Origin of the sequence: Nitrospira lenta (genome assembly GCF_900403705.1) — a bacterium.
In the GTDB taxonomy this organism is placed as follows: Bacteria; Nitrospirota; Nitrospiria; order Nitrospirales; family Nitrospiraceae; genus Nitrospira_D; species Nitrospira_D lenta.
In genome coordinates, this window is the sequence record NZ_OUNR01000018.1 from 40593 (window position 1) to 62256 (window position 21664).

Sequence of the window (21664 nt, forward strand, 5' to 3'; positions counted from 1 at the left end):
CAAAGATGTCGGCTGCGAGAGGCTGACTCGCGGGCTGAGGCTCAGCAAACCCTACCGACGCTCCCCCTGCCGCAAGACAACACCAGACCAGCAGAAGACACACAGACCGTATCGCACGTCTGATCGTAGAGGAATTCGTCATGGCTGCATCATAGGTCGCCTTCGGATATCAAATGGGTCACGCATCCTCTGTGGCCTCAGCTTGTGGACAGGCCATCCCTCGGCCTCTTCTCACGAAGGAGTGAACGCTGATCGCTGCAAAATCACCATCTCTTCCGGTTCCTCCCCTTTGTAAGGGGAGGCAAGGAGGGGTAGAGTTTCTTGGGTTGCGACGCCGTACGACCTCACCTGCCCGCACGGCAGCCGGAAGACTCGACCTCCCCTCGCCCCTCCTTACGAAGGAGGGGGAGAAGCTGGAATGGCCCTCACACGAAACTCGGAAGCACCCCTTAGACATCGCCTTCGACGACGACATCCGTTCCGAGCACCCTGGTACGCACCTGTTTCAATTTCCAGGCATCAGCCAGCCGACGCGGACTCGCGCCTCCGATGACGCCCTTTGATTGCGTCCCACCCAAGAGAGTCGGCGCTACATACAGCTGAACATGATTCACCAGCTTGGATCTGAGGAACGCGGCATTCAACTCTCCGCCCCCCTCGACCATCACCGATACCATCCCGCGCTGTCCCAAGACAGTCAGGAGATGCTTGAGTGATACGCGTCCACCCGGACTCGGCAGCACCAGTACTTCGATGCCCTGTCGCTCTAGTGCCCGGCGTCGGGCTTGCGGTGCAGCCTTCGTCGTCGCGATGATCGTCTTCGAACTCGACTGTTGTGTGAGAATTTTCGCTGAGCGCGCGATACGCAAAGAGCTATCGACCACCATCCTCGTCGGCTGGGTCGCAGCCAGGGCCGTGAGACCAGGCGGTCTGCGCGCCGTCAAGGACGGGTTATCGTTCAGCACTGTGCCGATCCCCACAATCACGGCATCCACCGAACTGCGCAGCCGGTGAACCTCCTGCCGCGATTGCAATCCCGTAATCCACTTGGACTCCCCGCGCGCCGTCGCGATCTGCCCATCCAAGGTCATTCCCGCCTTGAGCGTCACGTAGGGTCGCTTGCTGACAATCCAGTGGCAATAGGCCCGATTCAGCGCCTCCGCATCCGGTCTTGCCACGCCGACCGTGACGGACAGCCCGGCACGACGTAGTTGCGCAATGCCTTTCCCGCTGACCGCCGGATTGGGGTCGCGCATGGCGACCACAACGCGATGCACGCCGGATTGAATCACCGCCGGCACGCAAGGAGGGGTGCGTTTCTTCAGATGGCTGCAGGGTTCAAGCGTCACGTAGAGCGTGGCGCCGCGCGCCAGAGATCCGGCCTGTCGAAGCGCGAGCACTTCGGCATGGGGCTGGCCCGCCGCGTGATGATAGGCTTGGCCGACAATACGGCCGTTGGAGACGACGATGGCCCCAACCATCGGGTTGGGGCTGGTCTTACCGAGGCCCTTCGCCGCAAGGCGAAGGGCCAGCGTCATATAGTGGAGATCGTGCGTGCGGACGGTCACCGTTTCTTGCGGGTGGTTGAAGACGAACGGCGCGATGCCTTTGTGGCCTTCACAGCCTTCTTCACGGCCTTCGCCGGTTTGGTCGACTTGGTACGACGCGCGGCCTTCACGACGGTGACGGCTTTTGCCCGCGCCGGAATGGCTTTCTTCACCGTGGCTTTCGCATCGCCTTCGGCAATCGCCGCCTGAGCCGCCGCCAGCCGAGCAATGGCCACGCGAAACGGCGAACAACTCACATAGTCCAACCCGAGCTGATGGCAGAACTCGACGGAACTCGGATCGCCGCCGTGTTCGCCGCAGATCCCGAGCTTGATCCCCGGCCGTGACTTGCGCCCGCCGCTGATCGCCGTCTTCATCAACGACCCCACCCCCTCACGATCAAGCGTGGCAAACGGATCCGCATCCATGATCTTCACGGTTCGATAGTAGTCGATGAACTTCGCGGCATCGTCGCGGGAGAATCCGAAGGTCGTCTGGGTAAGATCGTTCGTCCCGAACGAGAAGAACTCAGCCTCTTCCGCAATCCGTTCGGCGGTCACGGCGGCGCGAGGTAATTCGATCATGGTCCCGACGAGATACGACAGCTTTACATTGAATCGCTTCATGGTCTCTTGCGCGACTTCGCGGATAAGATCCTTCTGCGACTTCATTTCCGCCACCATGCCCACCAACGGAATCATGATCTCCGGAACGATTTTCTTGCCTTCCTTGGCCAGCTCACAGGCCGCCTCGATAATGGCGCGCGCCTGCATGCGCGTGATCTCCGGCATCGTAATGCCGAGCCGGCAGCCGCGCAGCCCCAGCATCGGATTGAATTCATGCAACTCTTCGACGCGAGCGAGCAAGCGCCGCTGTTCCTCCAGCTTCGCCCCGTCCTTGCCGGTCAATTCCAGCTGGGCGATTTCCACCATCAGCTCTTCACGCTTCGGCAAGAACTCATGCAGCGGCGGATCAAGCAAGCGAATGGTGACCGGGAATCCCTCCATCTCACGATAGAGGCCGATGAAGTCTTGCTTCTGCAGCGGCAACAACTGCTCCAGATACTTTTCCCGATCTTCTTTCGTCCGGGCCAAAATCATCTTCTGCATGATCGAAATACGGTCTTCGGCGAAGAACATATGTTCCGTGCGGCAGAGTCCGATCCCCTCGGCTCCGAATCCCCGGGCAATCTTGGCTTGATCCGGCACGTCGGCATTCGCCCGCACCTTCATCGTCCGCACACTGTCCGCCCAGGAAAGAATCGTCGAGAACAGCTGATACTTCTGCGACTTCTTCGCATCCAGCTTTCCCTGCACCACCTGAATGATCTCGGATTCCATGACGGGAATATCGCCGTCATAGACATTGCCGGTGGAACCGTTCACCGACAGATAGTCGCCTTCACGAAACACTTTCGAACCGATGCGCACCGATTGATTGTCGATGACTTCGACGGCTTCGCATCCGGCCACGCACACTTTGCCCATCTGTCGCGCCACGACCGCCGCATGCGAGGTCATCCCGCCGCGCGCCGTCACAAACCCAGTCGCGGCGTTCATGCCATGAATATCGTCGGGACTGGTTTCGTCACGGACCAACACGACCCGCTGCCCGGCCGCCTTCATCTCAACAGCGCGATCCGGCGTCAACGCAATCTTTCCCGCCGCCGCACCGGGACCGGCCGGCAGGCCCTTGCCCAACGGAGTCGAACCCGCTTCAGCCTGGGTATCGAAGATCGGATAGAGATACTGCGCAAGCTGATCCGGACCGACTCGCTGCACCGCCTCGCGCTTGGTGATCAAACCCTCTTTAACCATCTCGACGGCGATCCGCACGGCGGAAATGCCGGTCCGTTTCCCAACGCGCGTCTGCAACATATAGAGCTTGCCCTCCTGGATCGTAAATTCCAGGTCGAGCATGTCGCGGTAATGCTTCTCTAACCGCTTATAGGTATGTTCCAATTCTTTGTAGGCAGGAGGCACCGTCCGGCCGAGTTCCGTGACCGGCAACGGCGTCCGGATTCCAGCCACCACATCTTCGCCTTGCGCATTCATCAGGCACTCACCGAAGAACTTCCGCTCACCCGTGTTGGGGTCGCGCGTAAACGCTACGCCGGTGCCGCTGGTGTCGCCCATGTTCCCGAAGACCATGGCCACGACGTTGATCGCCGTGCCCCAATGATCCGGAATACCGTTCAACCGACGGTACGTGATGGCACGCGCGCCGTTCCAGGAGGAAAACACCGCGTCGATCGCCAGCTTCAGCTGTTCATTCGGATCGTCCGGAAACCCTTTGCCTGTCTCTTCCTTGACCAGCGACTTAAAGCGCTCCACGAGATCGCGCAACGCGCGCGCATCGAGCTGTGTCTCGTGCTTCACACCCATTTCTTCTTTTTTGTGATTCAGAATCGCTTCGAAATGTTCGCGCGGCACACCCATGACGATACTGCCGAACATCGTGATGAACCGGCGATAGCTGTCCTGCGCGAACCGTTCGTTCTTCGTCTTGGCCGCCAGACCTTCGACCGTTTTGAGCGTCAGGCCGACGTTGAGCACGGTATCCATCATCCCCGGCATCGACGCGCGCGCACCGGAACGCACGGAGACCAGCAGGGGCCGCTCCGGGTCGCCGAATCCCATGCCCATCGACCGCTCCACGCGCTTGAGCGACGCCAACGCCGTCTCCCACATCCCGGGCGGATACTTCTTCCCCAGCTTGTAGTACTCGACACAGGCCTCTGTGGTAATGGTGAATCCCGGAGGCACGGAAATGCCCAGGTTGGTCATCTCGGCCAGACCCGCGCCTTTGCCGCCCAGCAATTCTTTCATGTTGGACGTGCCTTCTGCCTTGCCATCTCCGAAGTAGTACACGTATTTCTTTGCCACGCCTGCTCTCCTTTGCGATCGACCACTGAACCTAGACGACTGGTCTGTCTGCAGCCAACTCAAGTTGCAACCGATACCGATTGACCAGATACCGCCGCATCAACATCCCGAAAGCGATGACCGCCGCGACAAATCCGACAAATCCCATGAGACGATAATCGGCTTTGATGCCCTGGTCCACATAATAGCGCCCATCGGAACCCTGCCGTACTTTGGTGTTTTTGTCCAGCACATGAGGCCTGCCTGTCGGATCCGAGAGATTGATCCATTCGGAGCAGAGACGGATGGGCTCAGTCGATCCGGCGAGACGCTGCCAACTGAGACGCAGGCACACGTCATTTTGAGGATTAAACTGATCCTGTGTGTTGACCAACTCATCCAGGTTGACGCCGCTCGCCCACATGCCGAACAGGAAAATCCCGTTGCATAGTACGATCAGGACAATCGTGATGACCCGCGCATACCGCTGCACACGGGTGGAACGCAGCGCAGCATTCCCCGGTGCGGACAGGTCAACCTGCGATGGGAAATCCTGCACCATAAGGCCATGCCTCAACTAACTCCCTTGTACCACAATCTGGGAAAAGTCCGCGAACGACATGAAGAGCTCATCCACCCCCTTCAAGAGCGAGAGCCGATTGCTGCGCACGGCTTTGTCGTCGGCGTTCACCATCACCGCGGCAAAGAAGGCGTCGATAGCCGGCTTCAGACACACCAGCGATTCCAGCGCCCTGCCGTAGTCGCTCGCCTGCATCGAACTCTCCATTCGGCCTCGCTCTTCGGAAACCGCCTTATGAAGGGCGGACTCAGCGGCGTCTTGAAAGACTGTTGAGACGACCGGCTGACGATCCCACTGCTCTTTTTCAACCAGCCGATGGGCGCGCTTGAATCCCACGATCAACGGATCGAACTCCGGTCGGCTGGTCACCGCCTGCAACGCCTGCATTTTGGCCAGGAGATCTCGCAGATCGAATGACTGACGATCGGTCACACTCACGACGGCATTCACGACATCATCCCTCAACCCATGGACGGTACGGGCGTAGTGACGGACGCGTTCGAACGCGAAGTCGACCAGCCGCTGCTGGCCATCGCCCGGCGCTGAACCAGCCTTGATTCCCGCCGCCGCCACAATGGCCCGCGCTTCGCTGATCGCACGGCCCAGGTTCAATCGAACGCCGCCTTCCAAGAGAATGCGCACCACTGCCGTGGCATGACGACGCAACGCAAAGGGATCTTCGGAGCCGGTCGGCACCATGCCGACATGAAAAAACGACGCGAGGCTGTCCAAACGATCGGCCAGCGATAAGACCTGCCCTTCGATGGATTCTGGAATGGCGCCCTCCATCGACTGGGGTCGATAGTGCTGAAGAATCGCCTGGCACACCGCCGGCGCTTCCCCGTCGTGCCGCGCATAATACCCGCCCATCACGCCCTGCAATTCGGGAAACTCTCCGACGATACCGGTCAACAGATCAGCCTTGCACAACGCGCCCGCCCGCTCGCAGCCCTTCACCACAGAGTCGTCCAGACCGGCCAGTCGAGCAAGCGAAGCCGCCAGCGCGGCGATACGCGCCTGCTTCTGCCCCATGGTCCCGATTTTCTGATGAAAGGTCACTCCGTCGAGTTTGCCAACCCGATCTTCCAGCTTAATCGTCCGGTCATTGTCATAGAAGAACTTGGCATCGGCCAATCGCGCCGCCAACACCCGTTCATTGCCTTCACGGATGAGGCTCATGTCCTTGACTCGATTGTTGGCCACCGCAATGAAATGCGCCACCAGCTTCCCGGCCGTCTTGTGACGAAGCGAGAAAAACCCCTGGTGCTCTTTCATCGAGGTGATCAGAATCTCTTCCGGGACGTCTAGATACAGGTCCTTAAACGACCCGATGATGGCGCACGGCCATTCCGTCGTATACACGGCCTGATCGAGCAACGCGTCATCTTGATTGAGCACAAATCCCGTTTTCTCGCACAATGTCGCAACTTGCTCAGAGATAATCGCTCGGCGGCACCCAGGATCAGGAATGACGCCTTCTTTCGCCAGCGCCTTCACATACGTCGCGCTATCCCGAACGACCACCCCGTGCTTCGCGCCCAGCACCCGATGGCCCCGAGTCCGGTTCCCCGCCTTGATTCCTGCGGCCTCAATCGGAAGGACCGTACCGCCGAAGAGGGCAACCAGCCATCGTACCGGCCGGGCAAAGCGCACGCCCGCGTCGTTCCACTTCATGGCCTTCGGGAAAGTCAGCTTGCCCACCAGTTGCGGCAAGAGTTCCATCAGGACGACTTTGGATGGACGCCCATCCTCGCGCTTCACCGCAAAGAGATACTCGCCTTTCGGCGTCTGCCGAACTTCCAAATCCTGAATCGCCACACCCTGCCCGGCGGCGAAGCCGACTGCGGCTCTGGTCGGTTGCCCCGCCTGATCGAACGCGACGGCCTTTGACGGCCCCATGGCCTCCTTCATGACGGAAGCTTGTTGCGTGAGCAGTCCTTCGACCACCAGCGTCAACCGTCGAGGAGTTCCAAGTGTGCGGACAGCCTGAAACGTCAGTCGCTGTTCTGAGAGTAACTGCTCGGCGGACTCTTTTAAGCGGGCCAGTGCGGGGCTGATAAATTGATAGGGCAGTTCTTCAACACCGATCTCCAGCAGCAACTCTGCGGTTGCCGGAGCAGACCGCCCGCTACTCTTCTTCGTGGATCCCGTGACGCGAGATGGTTTCTGAGCTTTCGGCATAGACAATTTCTCAAACAGTTAAGATCGCGTGCGACTGGTGCGTTGAATCCCCGGCGCTGTCGCACGAGCCATGAGGGGGTGCCCCATGGCAGCCCGTTCTTCGATGTACCGTTCCGCGCATTGCCGGGCCAGCGCGCGCACCCGTGCGATGTAACCGGTCCGCTCCGCCACGCTGATCGCGCCGCGCGCGTCGAGCATGTTGAATACATGCGATGACTTGATGCAGTAATCGTAGGCTGGCAACGTCAAGCGCTTCTCGGTCTGCGCAAGCAACCGCTTACACTCGGCCTCGTGCGCTTGAAACGCTTGCATCAACATCGTCACATCGCCTTCTTCAAAGTTGTAGCGAGAGCCCTGCACTTCGGTCTCGTGATGGATATCGCCGTACTTGATCTGATCGGTCCAGGCCAGGTCATAGACGTTGTTCACCTGCTGCAGATACATAGCGATGCGTTCCGTGCCGTAGGTGATCTCGCCCGTAATGGGCGCCAGCTCGATCCCGCCGATTTCTTGGAAATAGGTGAACTGGGTAATCTCCATCCCATCCAAGCGGACTTCCCACCCCAACCCCCAGGCCCCGAGCGTGGGGGACTCCCAGTCATCTTGGATAAATCGGATGTCGTGCTGTTTGGGATTGATGCCTAATTGAGCGAGACTCTCAAGATACAATTCTTGGATATCGTCGGGAGCCGGCTTCAGCACCACCTGGTACTGATAGTAATGCTGCATGCGGTTGGGATTTTCCCCGTAGCGGCCATCCGTAGGGCGACGGCAGGGTTGCGGATAGGCAGCCCGCCAAGGTTCCGGACCGAGGGAACGCAGAAAGGTGGCCGGATGAAAGGTTCCGGCCCCCATTTCCATATCGTACGGCTGCTGAATGACGCAGCCTCGATCCGCCCAAAACCTGCTTAACGTCAGAATGAGGTCCTGATAATTCACGCGAGGTCCAATGATTGATTCTAGAGAAGACTCATCAGTTGCTGCCTGAGAAAAATAGCGTGCCAAGCTAACAAGAATGCTTTCATGCTGTCAAGCAACATTCCCTCATGGATCAAAGAGTTGCATCGTATTTCTGAGAGAGAAACGAACCGAGGTATCGAGTCAACATTTGAATAGCTTCTCAAGCGTACGAGGCACGAGGAGCTTGACGAATCTGATCGGCCTCCATTACTGTGGCTAAACTTGACTAAGTCAATTCATTTTAGAAAGACACTGCGTGAAGCTGTCCAAGAAAAGCGAATACGGACTCCGAGCGCTGATTGAGCTCACGCTTGCTTACGAACAAGCGACACTACAGCGCCATCAAATTGCCAAGCGCCAGCACATTCCGATCGAGTTTTTAGAACAAATCCTTCTGGCATTGAAGCGGGCGGGATTACTGGCCAGCCGACGCGGTCTCAAGGGAGGCTATACCCTTATCAAGCCCCCTGGAGAGATCACCGTCGGTCAAGTGATCCGCATCCTGGATGGTCCTCTTGCCCCGATCGGCTGTGTGAGCAAAACAGCCTATCAAAAGTGCCGGGATTGCCCCTACACGGACAAAGCCGAATGCCCGGTCCAGCATGTGATGGGACCGGTTCGCGATGCAATTGCCGGCATCCTCGATCATTGTACGCTCAACGATTTTGCAGCAAGCCATCGCAGAGGATAACCATGGATCTGATCGTCCTCATTCTCATTACCTTCGTCGCCGCCACCGTCAACGGCGCGATAGGCTACGGCTTCTCCTCGATTACCATGCCGGTTGCCCTACTCTTCTATACCAATCGTATTTTGAATCCCGCCATGGTACTCGTCGAGCTAGTTCTGAATAGCTATGTCCTCTTTCTCAATCGGCAAAACATCCCCAATATTTTCCGGCGTGTCGTGCCCATCCTGATTGGCCTCGCCATGGGCGTCGCCATCGGCAGCTACATCCTCTCGCTGGTGCAACCGGCGTGGGTAAAATTCGTCACCTACTTCATGCTGCTCCCATTGATTTTGCTGCAAGCCGCCGGCATCCGCAAACCGATCAAAGCTGAAAAAGCCATCGGTGTCCCCTTCGGGGTCGGCATCGGCACGCTCTATTCCGTCACGACCATTTCCGGCCCTCCGCTGGCGCTCCTCTTCAATAATCAGGGATATGAAAAACAGGATTTTCGCGCGGCGTTGGGCGTGATCCGAGTGGCTGAAGCGACGTTGACCGCCATCGCCTACGGCATCATCGGGTTTTACAGCGTTGAGAGCATGAAGGTCATGCCTTACATCGTGCCCAGCGTCTTACTGGGCATTCCGCTCGGCGCATTCTTGATCCGCTGGATGGATCCTGAAACATTCCGGCGGCTCTGCATGAGCTTTGATGCCGTCGTCGTCGGATTCGGACTGTCACGAGTGCTGGTCGAACTGAATCTCGCAAGCTCCTTCACCACCTACAGCATTCTTTCGATCGTCGTTCTGCTCAATGCATTTCTCCTGTACCGCTATTTTCGAAGCCGCGCAGCTCCGTGAATCTTCCATTGCCTCGAATCAAGATCCTACCGACTTCTTAAGACCTCAACCGTTCGCATTCAGTCAGGTCGTCACACCTCAATCCAGAAAAATACATGCAGAAAGTGAAGGGATACGCCTACACTCTCTGCAGGATACATGTCATTAAAATCCGTTACGCCACTCACATACCTGAAGGGTAAACCATACTGATCTTGCTATGCACACAAGAGATTGCATTCAAAATATCAATGAGACGCTTGAGATAGAGATCAATTTATTCTTGGCCTATGTTTTGCTTAAAGCACTTCCATCAACACGGAAGTAGGCAATAATGATCCTCTTCATATTACTCATCATGGCGGCTGTGGCGTTGAGTGCTAGCTCAACGCCTCTGACGAACAGCCCGCGCCGTTCGACATTCTGAGGTTGTAGTTCTCGCCTTCAATTTCAAGCAGAAAGAAACCTATTACATGAGAGATGAATCGAGAAACCCATCCATGCGTATTTTGCCCACCAGCATTTTATTGACCATCTGCGCACTACTCACCGGCTGTGGCGGCGGCGGGGAAGGATCCCCCACGGTCTCATCGTCCTCAAGCGCAGCACTTCCGACTGCCTCGCTTGCGTGGAACCCAATACAGGATTCGTCGATAATCGGGTACTACGTCCACTACGGACGACAATCTCCCGGGCAGGCGGGCTCCTGCTCGTATGAATCGGCCCAATTTGTCGAATCGCCGAGTGCTACGATTTCCAACCTACAGCCCAACACTCGCTACTTCTTTACGGTCAGTTCCTACAATGGCCTCGAGAGCAACTGTTCTAGCGAAGTCTCGACCGTGACACCCTCTTCTCAGGCCTAGCCAAAACCATCCGTCCATAGGTTGATTCACGCCGTTCTTGCTGGAGCCCTCCGAGCCTCAAGCAAGAACGGCGTGGGGCTCTTCATTGACTCCCTTCCATCGTTTTGTTAGCCTCAAGTCCCGCCGCGTTCCTGCCGATCTCTGACGTAGAGAAGCATGTGCCGGCAACCGACTACGCGTTCAATTTCAGAAAGGAGTTCCGATGGCCAGTGCAGCCCTGTCCCAAGAGTCCCTCTATGCCCTCCAGAACAAGGCCACGCAACTCCGGATCGAAAGTGTTCGAGCCACATCTGAAGCGGCCAGCGGCCATCCATCCAGCTGCTGCTCCGCCGCCGACATCGTGGCGACACTCTTCTTCTCGGTCATGCGCTACGATCCGAAGAACCCCAAAGCCCTGAACAGTGATCGATTCATCCTGTCAAAAGGCCATGCCGCGCCCTTGCTCTACGCAGCCTGGGCCGAAGCGGGATTGTTTCCCAAGAGCGACCTCTTGAAGTTACGAACATTGGCATCGGACCTCGAAGGTCACCCAACGCCTCGCCTGCCATTCGTCGACATGGCCACCGGATCGCTCGGGCAAGGACTCCCCGTTGGAATCGGCATTGCCCTCAACGCGAAATCTATCGATAAACTGGACCACCGGACCTACGTCCTGATGGGCGATGGCGAATCCGTCGAAGGATCAAACTGGGAAGCGGCTGAAGTGGCCCGGCAATACAACTTGGACAATCTCTGCGCCATCATTGATGTGAACCGGCTTGGACAAAGCGATCCCACCATGTTGCAACACAATATGGAAGGCTATCGCGCACGCTGGTCAGGATTCGGCTGGCATGCCATCGTCGTCGACGGTCATGACATTGCCGCGCTCGTTGCCGCCTTCGATGAGGCTGCCCGCACAAAAGGGAAGCCAACCGTCTTGCTGGCGAAGACGTTCAAGGGGCACGGCCTTTCCTTCATGGAAGACAGTCCCAATTGGCATGGGAAGCCGGTCCCCAAAGGAGAAGAGACTCAAAAGGCGATCGATGAATTGACCAAGCAGTTGAAACCCGGCAACGGGACCGTGCACATCAACCCGCCCGCCGCGGCCACACTCCCACCGGCGACAAAAACTGCGCTTCCGCCTTCACCCTATAAAGTTGGCGACGCCGCCGCCACACGCGAAGCCTTTGGCGTGGCCTTCGAAGCATTGGGCAGCGCAAACTCTTCTGTCGTCGGCCTGGATGCAGACGTTAAAAACTCTACCTATACGGACAAGTTCGGCAAGAAGTTTCCGAATCGATTCCTTGAAAACTTCATCGCCGAGCAGAACATGGTGGGTGCGGCTGCTGGGTTCGCCGCCTGCGGAAAAGTTCCCTTCGTCGCCACCTTTGCCGCCTTCTTTACGCGCGCCTACGACTTCATTCGGATGGCCGCCATCAGTCAATCCAACATCAAGCTGGTCGGCACCCACGTCGGTGTCAGCATCGGCGAAGACGGCCCGTCGCAAATGGGGCTTGAAGATATTGCCATGATGGCGGCACAGCCCGGCGTCATTGTGCTCTATCCATCGGATGCGACCTGCACCTATCGACTCGTCGAAGCCGCCGCCAACCACAAAGGGATGGTCTACATCCGTGCCGGACGCCCGAAATCCACGGTACTCTATGGACCGGAAGAAACCTTTCCTATCGGAGGCAGTAAAGTCATCCGCCAAAGCGCTGACGATGCCCTCACGATCGTGGCCGCCGGCGTGACATTGTTTGAAGCCCTCAAAGCCTACGATCAATTGAAAGCTGCAGGCATCGCCGTGCGCGTCATCGACCTCTACAGCATCGCGCCCATCGACCAGGCCACCCTCATCGCCAGTGCGCGCGCCACTCACGGACGTCTCCTCACCGTAGAAGACCACTACGCCCACGGCGGGCTCGGCGATGCCGTCCTGAGCGCAGTCAGCGCGGAAGGCGTGAAGGTCCATAAGCTCGCCGTCCGAGTGATTCCCCATAGCGGCAAGCCCGATGAACTCGTCGATCATTTTGGCATCGGAGCGCGATCCATTGTCGAAGCGACCAGACAAATCATCAAGTAATCGGTTGAGCTCATCGCCCTCGGATGAGCTCAACCATATCCCTCTGCTCAAGATTCTCTCCAGCACAGACCGCCAGCGCGTGCTTCAGGACTTGACCGAGCAGCACTACACCAAACGCGACGTCATTTTTCGTGAAGGTGATCCCACCGAATTCTTTCACATCGTGAAAGAAGGCACGGTCAAGTGCGTCAAATCGAGCCCGGAAGGGAAAGAGTGCACGCTCAAAATGCTGATGCCCGGCGATCTCTTTTGCTGCGACGCCGCCGCCTTCGAGGGAGCCCTGCATCCGGGCACGGCTCAGCCGATGGGCGACGTCAGCATCCTGCGCATGAACAAAAAGTCCTACTTCGACATGCTGCGCCGCAATCCCGAAGCCGCCATTGAAGTCATTAAGCACCTCGGCAACCGCCTCAACGAAGCCCAGGAGAAAGCCAAGGTCCTGGCTCTCGACCGGGCCGACCAACGCCTCGCCTCGCTCCTGGTGGACCTGGCAACCAAGAACGGCGTGAAAGATCCGAACGGCATCATACTGCCGATGCGACTGACCCGTCAGGACATGGCCAATATGGTCGGCACGACGACCGAAACCGCCATTCGCATCATGGGTCGATTCAAACGCGATCGTCTCGTGTCCGGAACGGCAACCCGCCTCATCATCCGCGACCTCGCCGGCCTCAAGGCCCTCGCTTCCGCCTGATTACCCCAAGATTCGCCCGCTCAGTATATTTTCAAAACATGATGTACGTCATATTCTTTTGACTGCACACTCCGTATCCTCACGCACATAGTCGACGTGGACCTGAACCCTTCACAACAAGGACCATCAGCACAATCGCCGGCAGGAGTTCGACCAACCATTCAGAGAGGAGTTTCCAATGATGACAAGAGAATCCCAACGGGTCATGATGCTCGCAGGAGCCGCGGCGATTGCGCTCGCCGGATTGCTGGGACACACGTCCCCCGCATCCGCGAAGACCCATGACATCCACATGACTGCCGTGGAGTCCGACATCGTCATCGATGGCGGAGGCGAGAAGTACGCGGCCTGGACCTTCAACGGCACAATGCCGGGACCGGTCGTCCGCGTGACCGAAGGCGATACGATCAATTTTACCCTGACCAATCCCGCCACGAATAAGAACCCGCACGCCATGGACTTCCATGCGGCGGAGATCGACTTCTTGAAGAACTACAAGGCCATCAATGCCGGCGAAACGATCAGCTACACCTTCGTCGCCAAGAAGCCCGGTATTTTCTTCTATCACTGCGGCGCACCGCCGATGATCCAACACATCGCCCGCGGCATGTTCGGCGCCATCATCGTCGATCCGAAAGACGCATCGGTCTGGCCTAAGGCGGATCGTGAATACGTGCTGATCCAATCCGAGTTCTTCAAGAACCCCGGTGATGTGCAAGCGATGTTCGACCGGAAGTTCGACGGCATGATGTTCAACGGCGGCATCTTCAAATATCACCCCTTCGTCACCGGCGGCGGCAAGCTCGACGCCAAGCCGGGCGAACGCGTGCGTGTCTATTTCGTGAATGCCGGTCCGAACGAGTTCTCATCATTCCACCCGATCGGCGAAATCTGGGACAACGTCTATGAGAGCGGCAATCCGGCCAACAAGCTGACCGGCGTGCAGACCTATGTGGTGGGACCGGGCAGCGCCGCGACGTTCGACGTCGTCGTGGAATCAGCCGGTGCCTATCCGCTGGTCACCCACTCCCTGACCGGCGCGCTCCGCGGCGCCATCGCCGTCCTCTTGGCATCCCCCGACGCCAAGCCCTCGACGAACTTGATGCCTATGGTTCCCTGGGAACTCCCGGCAAAGAAGTAATTCTGCTCTCGCTCCGGCTGGTCTTTTGACCAGCCGGAGCGTATCATCCCTCCTCCATCACTCACGAGAAACGCATGCCGAACAGACTCACTATCCTGCTCATTGGTCTCAGCCTCCTCCTTTCCGCACACGAGACAGCTCAAGCTGAATCGGCACACGATCGCGTCGCGCTGATGCTAAGCGGCCTTGACTGCCCTTCAGTACAGAAGGCAATGACCTCCACTCTTCGGCAGCAGACCGGCATACTCCATGTGGACACAGAACTGATGCCGGACCATGTGCTAGTCGACATTGTTCGCCAAGAACTGACCGAAGAAGCGGTTGCCATCATCGCAAATACAGCCATGCGCGGGAGTCAGTGCCGGGTGGAGATCATGAAATCCTGCATCACAGCAGGGTTGCCCGCCCAGGACATCGATTCACCACAATTGGCCGATGGGTCGGCTCATACTCACTGACGGTTATGCTATGCCGGCACATATTCGACGGGCCCCATCAGCCGGCTTACGACTCCACCTCTTTCTCTGGGTAATCGCACTGACACTCTTCGATCCCCTTTCGGCATCGGCGCAAGAGGCGTTACTCGAAATCCTACCCATACGGCCGTTCAACTTTGATGTCGCCCTGCGCCAGCAAACCTTCGCCCCGAACGATCGGGAAGTGACGCTGCAGGCCGGGATCACGGCACTACGATACGGCGACGGAGAAATACGGGCCGGGTATCAGTATTTCAGCGTCCATACCGACGACTTCAAGACCGATCAACATGCGCTATTTCTCAATCCGCGTTGGAATAACGTCCTAGACCTTTTCAACTTTCCGGCCTCGATGCCGATCGGCCGAATGCTCAAACATCTTTTTTTCGGTCCCCTTGAAGATCGCGCCGTTCCTTACGTAGGCGCACTGCTCGGCACCGTCATCTCAGGACAAGGACGCACCTCACCGGGCTTGCTCTACGGCGGGCAAACCGGCGTGCGCTTTCCCGTGGCGCGGGGAATCTCGCTCGACCTGAGCCTGCAATTTACGCAATACGATGTCAATTTCCGCGGAGAGTCGGGACAATCGCAACAATGGCTGTTTCTAACCGGGTTCCGATATTGAGCCGCTTCCTGCGGACGATCCGCCGTACGGCCGGCTTCCGCCCTAAGTGGAAGCCGGTGCTATCGGCCATCGCTCTGCACGGCCTGTTTTTCTTGCTACCCGGTTGCGGACTGCTGTTTGATGCCGTTCAACAGATCTACCCCGTCACAACCGACGAAATAGATACGATCTGCCGGCGGCAGCAGGTCCAGGTCGGCATGGCAGTCGAGCCTTTCCGGCCGTTCGTGTTCCCCGCCATCTGGACCGATGAAGGCGCCCGAGTCACAGGACTCGATACTGAACTGGTGCGTGCCGTGAGCGATGCGCTGACCGCTCATTGCAATACCCCTGTCATTCCTGTCTTGCATCTGGTCCGATTCCGGGATTTATTTCTGCTCTTGAACGAAGGCCAACTGGATTTCTTCGTCTCCGCCGTCGCTGCTGAAACGCCCTCGCCAAGCCGGTCAGGATTTGCGTATTCCACGCCCTACTTCTTACAAGGAGGCATCGGCGCGATCGCCACACGCCCCGAGGTCGCCGATCGGATCCGGACACGCCTTCGTACCTCAGGCGAAGTCTCGGATCGCCACCGCCTCCTGGATGGCATGACGGTCGCCGTGCAGGACAGCACAGCCGCGCACCTCTATGCAGAAGCCAAACTCTCCGCCACCACGGTGCTCATATGCAGTTCTCTGCCCGCCGCATTCGAGCACGCCGCAACCGGCCAGTCTCCGCCCATTGATGTCATCATCGGAGCGCATCCGGTTTTAGAATTCATGGTGAAAACCACCCGCCGAGACTGGCAGCTTCTGACAAAAGATGGGCACGCGCCGCTGCGGTTCACACAAGCCGACTATGCCGTCGTCATGGCGGAAGAACGCTATGCCTTGCGGCGGTTCATCAACGACGTCATTTTTCAGCTCGACGAGTCAGGACGGTTGGAACGGATGCGGCATCGCTGGATCGACGAAGCCTATGCCTACCCACGCCGGGCATCGTCGGAAGGGCTGCCCTTTGATGTGAGCAAGATGCCGGATCACTATGCCCAGGGAACTTGCCGGACATCATCGCGATAGTCGGCAGTTGAGGAGGTCTCATGGTACGCCTTATCGGAACTTCACTTATTTTGCTCACAATGATGATCGGCCTGAATACCGCTCACGCGGCGCCTCCTGAACAGCTCCGTGCCGAGGCGGAAGAAACGGCACGACTGCTGGCAAAACTGCTGCAAGCCGGACGCCTGGTGATCGAGCAGAATCAGACCCTGATTGATGATGCGCACAAAGGAGACAAAGGCTTCGCTCCGGACGTATTCGAACGGCAGATGTACGAGGTCTTTCGACAGCGAACCGGAATCGATCTGAGCGCGCCGGCAACAAAAACGGCATTGGCCGTGCCGCCACTCGCACGCACGCTCCTGCCGGCCCTGATTGAAGCCGGCAAAGAGGTCGTCTCTGATGCGCAGATCGTCATCAATCAGCGAGGAATCGGCTATAAGAACTTCATTCCCGCCACCTTCGGCAGTCAAGCGGCCGCGCGGTTTTCAAAACGGTCTCATGTCCAACTGAAACAAACTGCGCTTCAACCGCGCAATCCCAAGAACGAGCCGGACGAGTACGAGTCCTCCGTTCTCCATTGGCTGTCTGGGAGACCAAACAGTGACGCCTATGTCAGTGAGTTGACCGAATCTGGAAAAACATTGCGTGTGATCATGCCGATCTACTACCAGCAGGCCTGCCTCGTCTGCCACGGCGAGCCAAAAGGCGAATGGGACATATCAGGCTACCCCAAAGAGGGTGCCAGAGAAGGAGGCTTAGCCGGAGCCATTAGTGTGAAGATTCCCTTACACACCGAATAAGGACATCCCTATCCATTCACGGTTTCTCGACGCTGCTCACCCCCGGCCTGACCAGCCCTCACGAAGCGCGGCACTCCTAGTGGTTCGGCGCAACGAAGACCAGCACTTTCAATCGCTGATCCGTGTGGTTCTTTACTCCGTGTTCTTCCCCTGCCGGCGCCATCGTCCCTTGCCCCGTCCCAAGCACCTGCTTCTCTGAACCGACCTGAAAAGTCCCCTGCCCCTCAAGAACGAGATAGACCTTATCTTGCTCCCCATGGATATGGCCCTTCTGTTCCTGCCCCGGTTCAAAACAGTAGATATCGCAAAAGAATCGGGAAGACTCAAACATGTTGTTCTTCTTCATCTTCTCTTGGCTAAACTGCTGATACTCTGAAATATTAACGACTTTCATAACAGTGCAATCCTCCTGATCTATAAATGACGGGCCGACTGATTGATGTGCCTGACGATCGAATCGACCGGGATCAAATGACGCGCAAGACCTAATTCTTTGGCAGGAATCCCCATCGCCAAACCGAGGAGTTGGGGCAAGTGGAGAATGGGAAGATTTAGCTGCGTGCTCACCGCCTGCCCCGCTCGATCCTGATAAATATCCAAGCTCATATGGCACAGGGGGCAAGGAGTGACCATACAATCGGCTCCTTGATCCTTGGCTTCTTTCATGTTGGCTCCGGACATCGCCATCGCCACCGCTTCCTTTTCGAGAATGATCGGAAACCCGCAGCACTTGGTCCGCCCGGCGTACGCAACCGCCTCCCCGCCCAACGCACGAATCACCTGCTCAAGCGACGCCGGGTTTTCCGGATCGTCAAAACCGAGATCCCAGGATGGCCGAAGAATATAACAGCCATAGAACGGTGCAATGCGTAGCCCCTGCAAAGATTTCACGACCTGCGTACCAAGCTGACGCAGTCCGATCTCACGCACAATAATCCAGAGCAGATGCTTGACGTGAATCGTTCCGCGATAGGCAATACCATCCGGCTCCAACACACGATTGATACGATCGAGCAATCCCGGCTCGCTCTTCAATCGCTTGTTCGCCGCCGCCATGACGCCCTGGCAGGTCCCGCAAATCGTCATCACATCAAGCCCCAGCTGCTCTGCCTGGGCAAAATTCCGCGCATTCAAGGCCAAGGCGACATCCGGCTCCGCCTCCGTCACCACCCCGGCACCGCAACAGGACGACGCCGCCAGCTCGACGACCTCAATACCCAATCGACCGACGATCGCCATCGTCGATTGATACAGTTCCGGCGTCGCGCCTTTCGCCGCACAGCCTGGATATAACGCAAATCTCAATGCCATCGTCCATCCCCGTTAAGTGACTACTGGAGCTTGGAGCGCAGTCGTTGATAGGACTGATTCATCTCTTCGATCGCGGCATGCACTCCGGATCTCATCTCATCCCACTTGGCATCGGTGGCCGACTTGAGTCCATCGAGTTGCTTCCTGGCTGCCCCTTTCTTTTCCTCCAGCTCATGAATCGACTTCTGTAATTCTGTCCTGGCTGCCGCCGAAGCCTTATCGGCCTTCCCCTGCAACGCCGCCATTTGCTTCTGAATCGTCTCCAGTTCTTCCTGAGCCTTCCGTTGAAAGGCCTCTTTTTGTTGAGCCGTATACTGCATCGTTGCCTCAATCGTCTCACGAGCGTCTTGGGCGATTGTTCCGGGCGTCACCGGCTTCTCTCCGGCCTCCGCGCCCGCTGAAATCAGTCCGCACCAACCGACCAACACGCCGATAATCCAGCGATAGTTCATAGCCCTGCCTCCTTCACATCCCGCCCGCTCGCTCGCTTGATTCACTGCTCACTCTAGCCGACAGTATAATCAGGCCTCCGCAAACTTGTCACGCCGGGCGCCTGCCGGCTCAACTTTTCAGCGAAACCAACCGACAAAGACATGTCACAAGCTCACACCGACGACAAACAACAGGAGCGCCAGCATACCAATGGCCCCCGATACTCAAATCTCCGCCGCCGCCATCGAGAAGCTCGAACAGGCTCTGGTCAAAAAACTGGATGCCGGAGAAGTCGAACTCCCGCTGCTCCCTCAAGTTGCCAGCCAAGTCATGACCCTGGCCGCCGATGCCACGGCTGATGCGGCCAAGCTGTCAGCGCTGATCCATCAAGATCAAGCCTTGGCTGCCCACGTCCTGCGCATCGCCAATTCACCGGCCTATATGCCGCGCAGCCCGGTCGTCTCACTTCAGCACGCCGTGGCCATGCTCGGCATCAATCTGCTTTCTGAAATTGCCTTCACCGCCTCCTTGAAAAACGGTGCGTTCCAAGTGCCAGGTCACGAAGAGCATGTGAAGCTGCTCTGGCGCCACTCACTGGCCAGCGGCGCGTTTGGCAAGGAAGTCGCCCGAATGCGCCGAGTGAACGTCGAAACCGCGTACCTTTGCGGACTCCTGCACGGAATCGGCAAACCCGTTGTCCTCCGGACCGTGGTGAATCTCGCCAAAACCCTCAACGTCCCGGACGACACCGCCACGATGCGGCAACTCCTGGATGGCTACCACACTCGCGTCGGCACCTTGATTGCCGACAAATGGGGACTCCCCAAACAAGTAGCCGAAGCCATTGCGTGCTACCAGGAATATGATCACGCCACAGCCTTTAGACAAGACTGCTTGCTCACGTGCGCCGCAGACCGCCTGGCAACACACCTCCTGGAGCCGGAGATCCTCCCGGAAGAAGAATTGCGCGAGCATCCGGTCTTCGCCGACCTCAACCTCTACCCCACCGATATCGACCAGCTGCTGGCCGGTAAAGAAAAGGCGTTGGCCCTGGTCAATGCGATGAACCTATGAGCACACCAACGGCCTTCGACATCGTCATCATCGGCGCCGGCCCCGCCGGACAAAAAGCCGCCATCCAGGGCGCGAAATCCGGCAAGCGCGTGGCGCTGCTGGAGCGTGAACGAGGTATCGGCGGCAGCTGCGTCTACCGCGGCACCATCCCCAGCAAAACGTTGCGGGAAAGCGCCCTGCACCTCGACCGCCTCCGCCGAGCCAGCGCGGCATTTGAATTCAGCTTGAAGCCGGGTGCCGAAATCTCCTCCCTGCTCAGCCGACTGGAAGAAGTCGTCCAAACGCACGATACCTACATGAGCAAACAGCTGCGGCGGAACGGCATCTCCCTGTTTCACGGCCGCGCGCGCTTCATCAATGATCGCACCATCGAAATGCAGACCGTAGACGGCGCCCGTCAACACTTTACCGCCGACCATTTCGTCGTCGCTACCGGCTCGCGCCCGCGCAATCCTCACGAAATCCCCGTCGATCATGAACATATCCTCGACAGCGATTCGCTCTTATCGATGATCTACCTCCCACGATCTCTGGCGATCATTGGCGGCGGCGTCATCGGGTGCGAGTACGCTTCGATCTTCGCCCTCCTCGGCGTTGAAGTCACGCTGATCGATCGCGCAAAAGCACCGCTGCAATTCATGGATCAAGAGCTCGTGGCGCAGTTCGTCGCCAGCTTTGAACAGCACGGCGGACACTACCTTGGCGGACAATCGATTCAAAGCGTCCAATGGAACGGCGCCACCCATGTGGTGACGCTGCTCGGCGACGGCCAGATCATCAAGAGCGAAAAAATGCTCGTTGCATTGGGACGGCAAGCCAATATCGAAGACCTCAATCTACCTGCGGCCGGACTGGAGGTCGACGACAAGGGCAGCCTGTCCGTCAACCAGTTCTGCCAAACCGCCGTGCCGCACATCTATGCCGTCGGCGATATGGTCGGTGCGCCGGCCCTCGCGTCAAAGGCCATGGAGCAGGGTCGCCGCGCCGTACGCCATGCCCTCAACCTGCCGATCGGAGATGCCGCGTCGACCATTCCCATCGGGGTCTACACCATTCCTGAAATGGCCAGTATCGGCCTGGATGAAAAGATGGCCAACGAACGATTTCGGAATCCACTCGTCGGCCGCGCCAAGTTCGAGGAAGTCGCCCGCGCGCAAATATCAGGCGCCGGCCATGGACTCCTAAAAATGATCGCCGATCCGGACGGCGAACGATTGCTGGGCATCCAGATCGTCGGAGATTCCGCCACAGAACTGGTGCACATCGGTCAGATGGCCTTGCAGCAAGGCGCGCTGGTCGAATCGTTTATCGACAACGTCTTCAACTTCCCCACCTACGCCGAAGCCTATCGCGTCGCCGCGCTGGACATCCTCGGCCAGGTCGCCAAACGCCAAACCGCGGCGGCGGCCTAGCATGCCCGCCCTTTGACCCCGCGCATCTTTTTCGTATAGGCTGAGCCTGACGCTCGACACTGCCGTCGATACCGCCAGGAACCGCCC

General features: G+C 58.0%; 20 protein-coding genes. 12 read left to right on the forward strand and 8 right to left on the reverse strand.

Features of this window, described 5'->3' with window-relative positions; genetic code table 11:
* Positions 1–449: 449 nt before the first annotated feature.
* Genes ribD through NITLEN_RS13890 form a run of 5 tightly spaced genes read right to left on the reverse strand, consistent with a single transcriptional unit; the run spans position 450 to position 8111 of the window.
* Entirely contained in the window at positions 450–1568 is a 1119-nt protein-coding gene (gene ribD, locus NITLEN_RS13870; protein WP_245924491.1) for a bifunctional diaminohydroxyphosphoribosylaminopyrimidine deaminase/5-amino-6-(5-phosphoribosylamino)uracil reductase RibD, read from the reverse strand.
* Positions 1565–4432, reverse strand: coding sequence for a pyruvate, phosphate dikinase (gene ppdK, locus NITLEN_RS13875; protein ID WP_121990231.1), 2868 nt, complete (start codon positions 4430–4432; stop codon positions 1565–1567). Before ppdK ends, ribD begins: the two co-directional genes overlap by 4 nt.
* A 31-nt stretch (positions 4433–4463) precedes the next feature.
* A complete protein-coding gene (locus tag NITLEN_RS13880; protein WP_121990232.1) occupies positions 4464–4973 on the reverse strand; it encodes a hypothetical protein in 510 nt (169 codons plus the stop codon).
* A 15-nt stretch (positions 4974–4988) separates the two neighbouring features.
* Positions 4989–7172, reverse strand: coding sequence for a glycine--tRNA ligase subunit beta (glyS, locus tag NITLEN_RS13885; RefSeq protein WP_121990233.1), 2184 nt, complete (start codon positions 7170–7172; stop codon positions 4989–4991).
* Positions 7173–7190: 18 nt separating this feature from the next.
* On the reverse strand, positions 7191–8111 hold the full coding sequence (locus NITLEN_RS13890; protein WP_121990234.1) for a glycine--tRNA ligase subunit alpha: 921 nt from the start codon (positions 8109–8111) through the stop codon (positions 7191–7193).
* 277 nt (positions 8112–8388) lie between these two features.
* Here NITLEN_RS13890 and NITLEN_RS13895 point away from each other — a divergent pair, with 277 nt between their 5' ends.
* From NITLEN_RS13895 to NITLEN_RS13940, 10 genes are all read left to right on the forward strand, one after another.
* Complete coding sequence (locus NITLEN_RS13895) at positions 8389–8823, forward strand: RrF2 family transcriptional regulator (RefSeq protein WP_181416871.1); 435 nt, start codon at positions 8389–8391, stop codon at positions 8821–8823.
* Between the two features lie 2 nt (positions 8824–8825).
* Entirely contained in the window at positions 8826–9659 is an 834-nt protein-coding gene (locus tag NITLEN_RS13900; RefSeq protein WP_121990236.1) for a sulfite exporter TauE/SafE family protein, read from the forward strand.
* A 479-nt stretch (positions 9660–10138) separates the two neighbouring features.
* Positions 10139–10504, forward strand: a complete 366-nt coding sequence (locus NITLEN_RS18905; RefSeq protein WP_181416872.1) for a fibronectin type III domain-containing protein — start codon at positions 10139–10141, stop codon at positions 10502–10504.
* Between the two features lie 202 nt (positions 10505–10706).
* Entirely contained in the window at positions 10707–12572 is a 1866-nt protein-coding gene (locus NITLEN_RS13910; protein ID WP_121990238.1) for a transketolase, read from the forward strand.
* A gap of 4 nt (positions 12573–12576) precedes the next feature.
* Positions 12577–13269, forward strand: a complete 693-nt coding sequence (locus tag NITLEN_RS13915; protein ID WP_181416873.1) for a Crp/Fnr family transcriptional regulator — start codon at positions 12577–12579, stop codon at positions 13267–13269.
* A 181-nt stretch (positions 13270–13450) separates the two neighbouring features.
* A complete protein-coding gene (locus NITLEN_RS13920; protein ID WP_425464145.1) occupies positions 13451–14410 on the forward strand; it encodes a multicopper oxidase domain-containing protein in 960 nt (319 codons plus the stop codon).
* Between the two features lie 212 nt (positions 14411–14622).
* A complete protein-coding gene (locus NITLEN_RS17910; RefSeq protein WP_146216196.1) occupies positions 14623–14868 on the forward strand; it encodes a hypothetical protein in 246 nt (81 codons plus the stop codon).
* A 10-nt stretch (positions 14869–14878) separates the two neighbouring features.
* Positions 14879–15511 (forward strand): hypothetical protein, encoded by a 633-nt coding sequence (locus NITLEN_RS13930; protein ID WP_121990241.1) that lies wholly within the window; start codon positions 14879–14881, stop codon positions 15509–15511.
* The gene (locus NITLEN_RS13935; protein WP_121990242.1) at positions 15481–16566 is read left to right on the forward strand and encodes a substrate-binding periplasmic protein; all 1086 of its coding nucleotides are present in this window, start codon (positions 15481–15483) and stop codon (positions 16564–16566) included. Before NITLEN_RS13930 ends, NITLEN_RS13935 begins: the two co-directional genes overlap by 31 nt.
* A gap of 20 nt (positions 16567–16586) precedes the next feature.
* A complete protein-coding gene (locus NITLEN_RS13940) occupies positions 16587–17348 on the forward strand; it encodes a Tll0287-like domain-containing protein (protein WP_121990243.1) in 762 nt (253 codons plus the stop codon).
* A 76-nt stretch (positions 17349–17424) separates the two neighbouring features.
* Here NITLEN_RS13940 and NITLEN_RS13945 read toward each other — a convergent pair whose 3' ends face one another.
* From NITLEN_RS13945 to NITLEN_RS13955, 3 genes are read right to left on the reverse strand one after another with little or no spacing between them, the layout of a single operon-like run.
* Positions 17425–17742: a cupin domain-containing protein gene (locus tag NITLEN_RS13945; protein ID WP_121990244.1), complete on the reverse strand. Its 318-nt coding sequence runs from the start codon at positions 17740–17742 to the stop codon at positions 17425–17427.
* A 20-nt stretch (positions 17743–17762) separates the two neighbouring features.
* Positions 17763–18659, reverse strand: coding sequence for a CoB--CoM heterodisulfide reductase iron-sulfur subunit B family protein (locus NITLEN_RS13950; protein ID WP_121990245.1), 897 nt, complete (start codon positions 18657–18659; stop codon positions 17763–17765).
* 20 nt (positions 18660–18679) lie between these two features.
* Entirely contained in the window at positions 18680–19111 is a 432-nt protein-coding gene (locus tag NITLEN_RS13955; protein WP_121990246.1) for a sll1863 family stress response protein, read from the reverse strand.
* A gap of 190 nt (positions 19112–19301) precedes the next feature.
* Between NITLEN_RS13955 and NITLEN_RS13960 the strand changes: the two genes are divergently transcribed.
* Positions 19302–20165 (forward strand): HDOD domain-containing protein, encoded by an 864-nt coding sequence (locus NITLEN_RS13960; RefSeq protein ID WP_121990247.1) that lies wholly within the window; start codon positions 19302–19304, stop codon positions 20163–20165.
* Positions 20162–21577: a Si-specific NAD(P)(+) transhydrogenase gene (gene sthA, locus NITLEN_RS13965; RefSeq protein ID WP_121990248.1), complete on the forward strand. Its 1416-nt coding sequence runs from the start codon at positions 20162–20164 to the stop codon at positions 21575–21577. Before NITLEN_RS13960 ends, sthA begins: the two co-directional genes overlap by 4 nt.
* Positions 21578–21664: the final 87 nt, after the last annotated feature.

Excerpts from the sequence above, each read along its gene's own strand:
- NITLEN_RS13880 (WP_121990232.1), bottom strand. The coding sequence starts at position 4,973 with ATGGTGCAGGATTTCCCATCGCAGGTTGACCTGTCCGCACCGGGGAAT.
- glyS (WP_121990233.1), bottom strand. The coding sequence starts at position 7,172 with ATGCCGAAAGCTCAGAAACCATCTCGCGTCACGGGATCCACGAAGAAG.
- NITLEN_RS13900 (WP_121990236.1), top strand. The coding sequence starts at position 8,826 with ATGGATCTGATCGTCCTCATTCTCATTACCTTCGTCGCCGCCACCGTC.
- NITLEN_RS18905 (WP_181416872.1), top strand. The coding sequence starts at position 10,139 with ATGCGTATTTTGCCCACCAGCATTTTATTGACCATCTGCGCACTACTC.
- NITLEN_RS13910 (WP_121990238.1), top strand. The coding sequence starts at position 10,707 with ATGGCCAGTGCAGCCCTGTCCCAAGAGTCCCTCTATGCCCTCCAGAAC.
- NITLEN_RS13920 (WP_425464145.1), top strand. The coding sequence starts at position 13,451 with ATGACAAGAGAATCCCAACGGGTCATGATGCTCGCAGGAGCCGCGGCG.
- NITLEN_RS17910 (WP_146216196.1), top strand. The coding sequence starts at position 14,623 with ATGACCTCCACTCTTCGGCAGCAGACCGGCATACTCCATGTGGACACA.
- NITLEN_RS13930 (WP_121990241.1), top strand. The coding sequence starts at position 14,879 with ATGCCGGCACATATTCGACGGGCCCCATCAGCCGGCTTACGACTCCAC.
- NITLEN_RS13935 (WP_121990242.1), top strand. The coding sequence starts at position 15,481 with ATGGCTGTTTCTAACCGGGTTCCGATATTGAGCCGCTTCCTGCGGACG.
- NITLEN_RS13940 (WP_121990243.1), top strand. The coding sequence starts at position 16,587 with ATGGTACGCCTTATCGGAACTTCACTTATTTTGCTCACAATGATGATC.
- NITLEN_RS13945 (WP_121990244.1), bottom strand. The coding sequence starts at position 17,742 with ATGAAAGTCGTTAATATTTCAGAGTATCAGCAGTTTAGCCAAGAGAAG.
- NITLEN_RS13950 (WP_121990245.1), bottom strand. The coding sequence starts at position 18,659 with ATGGCATTGAGATTTGCGTTATATCCAGGCTGTGCGGCGAAAGGCGCG.
- NITLEN_RS13955 (WP_121990246.1), bottom strand. The coding sequence starts at position 19,111 with ATGAACTATCGCTGGATTATCGGCGTGTTGGTCGGTTGGTGCGGACTG.
- NITLEN_RS13960 (WP_121990247.1), top strand. The coding sequence starts at position 19,302 with ATGGCCCCCGATACTCAAATCTCCGCCGCCGCCATCGAGAAGCTCGAA.
- sthA (WP_121990248.1), top strand. The coding sequence starts at position 20,162 with ATGAGCACACCAACGGCCTTCGACATCGTCATCATCGGCGCCGGCCCC.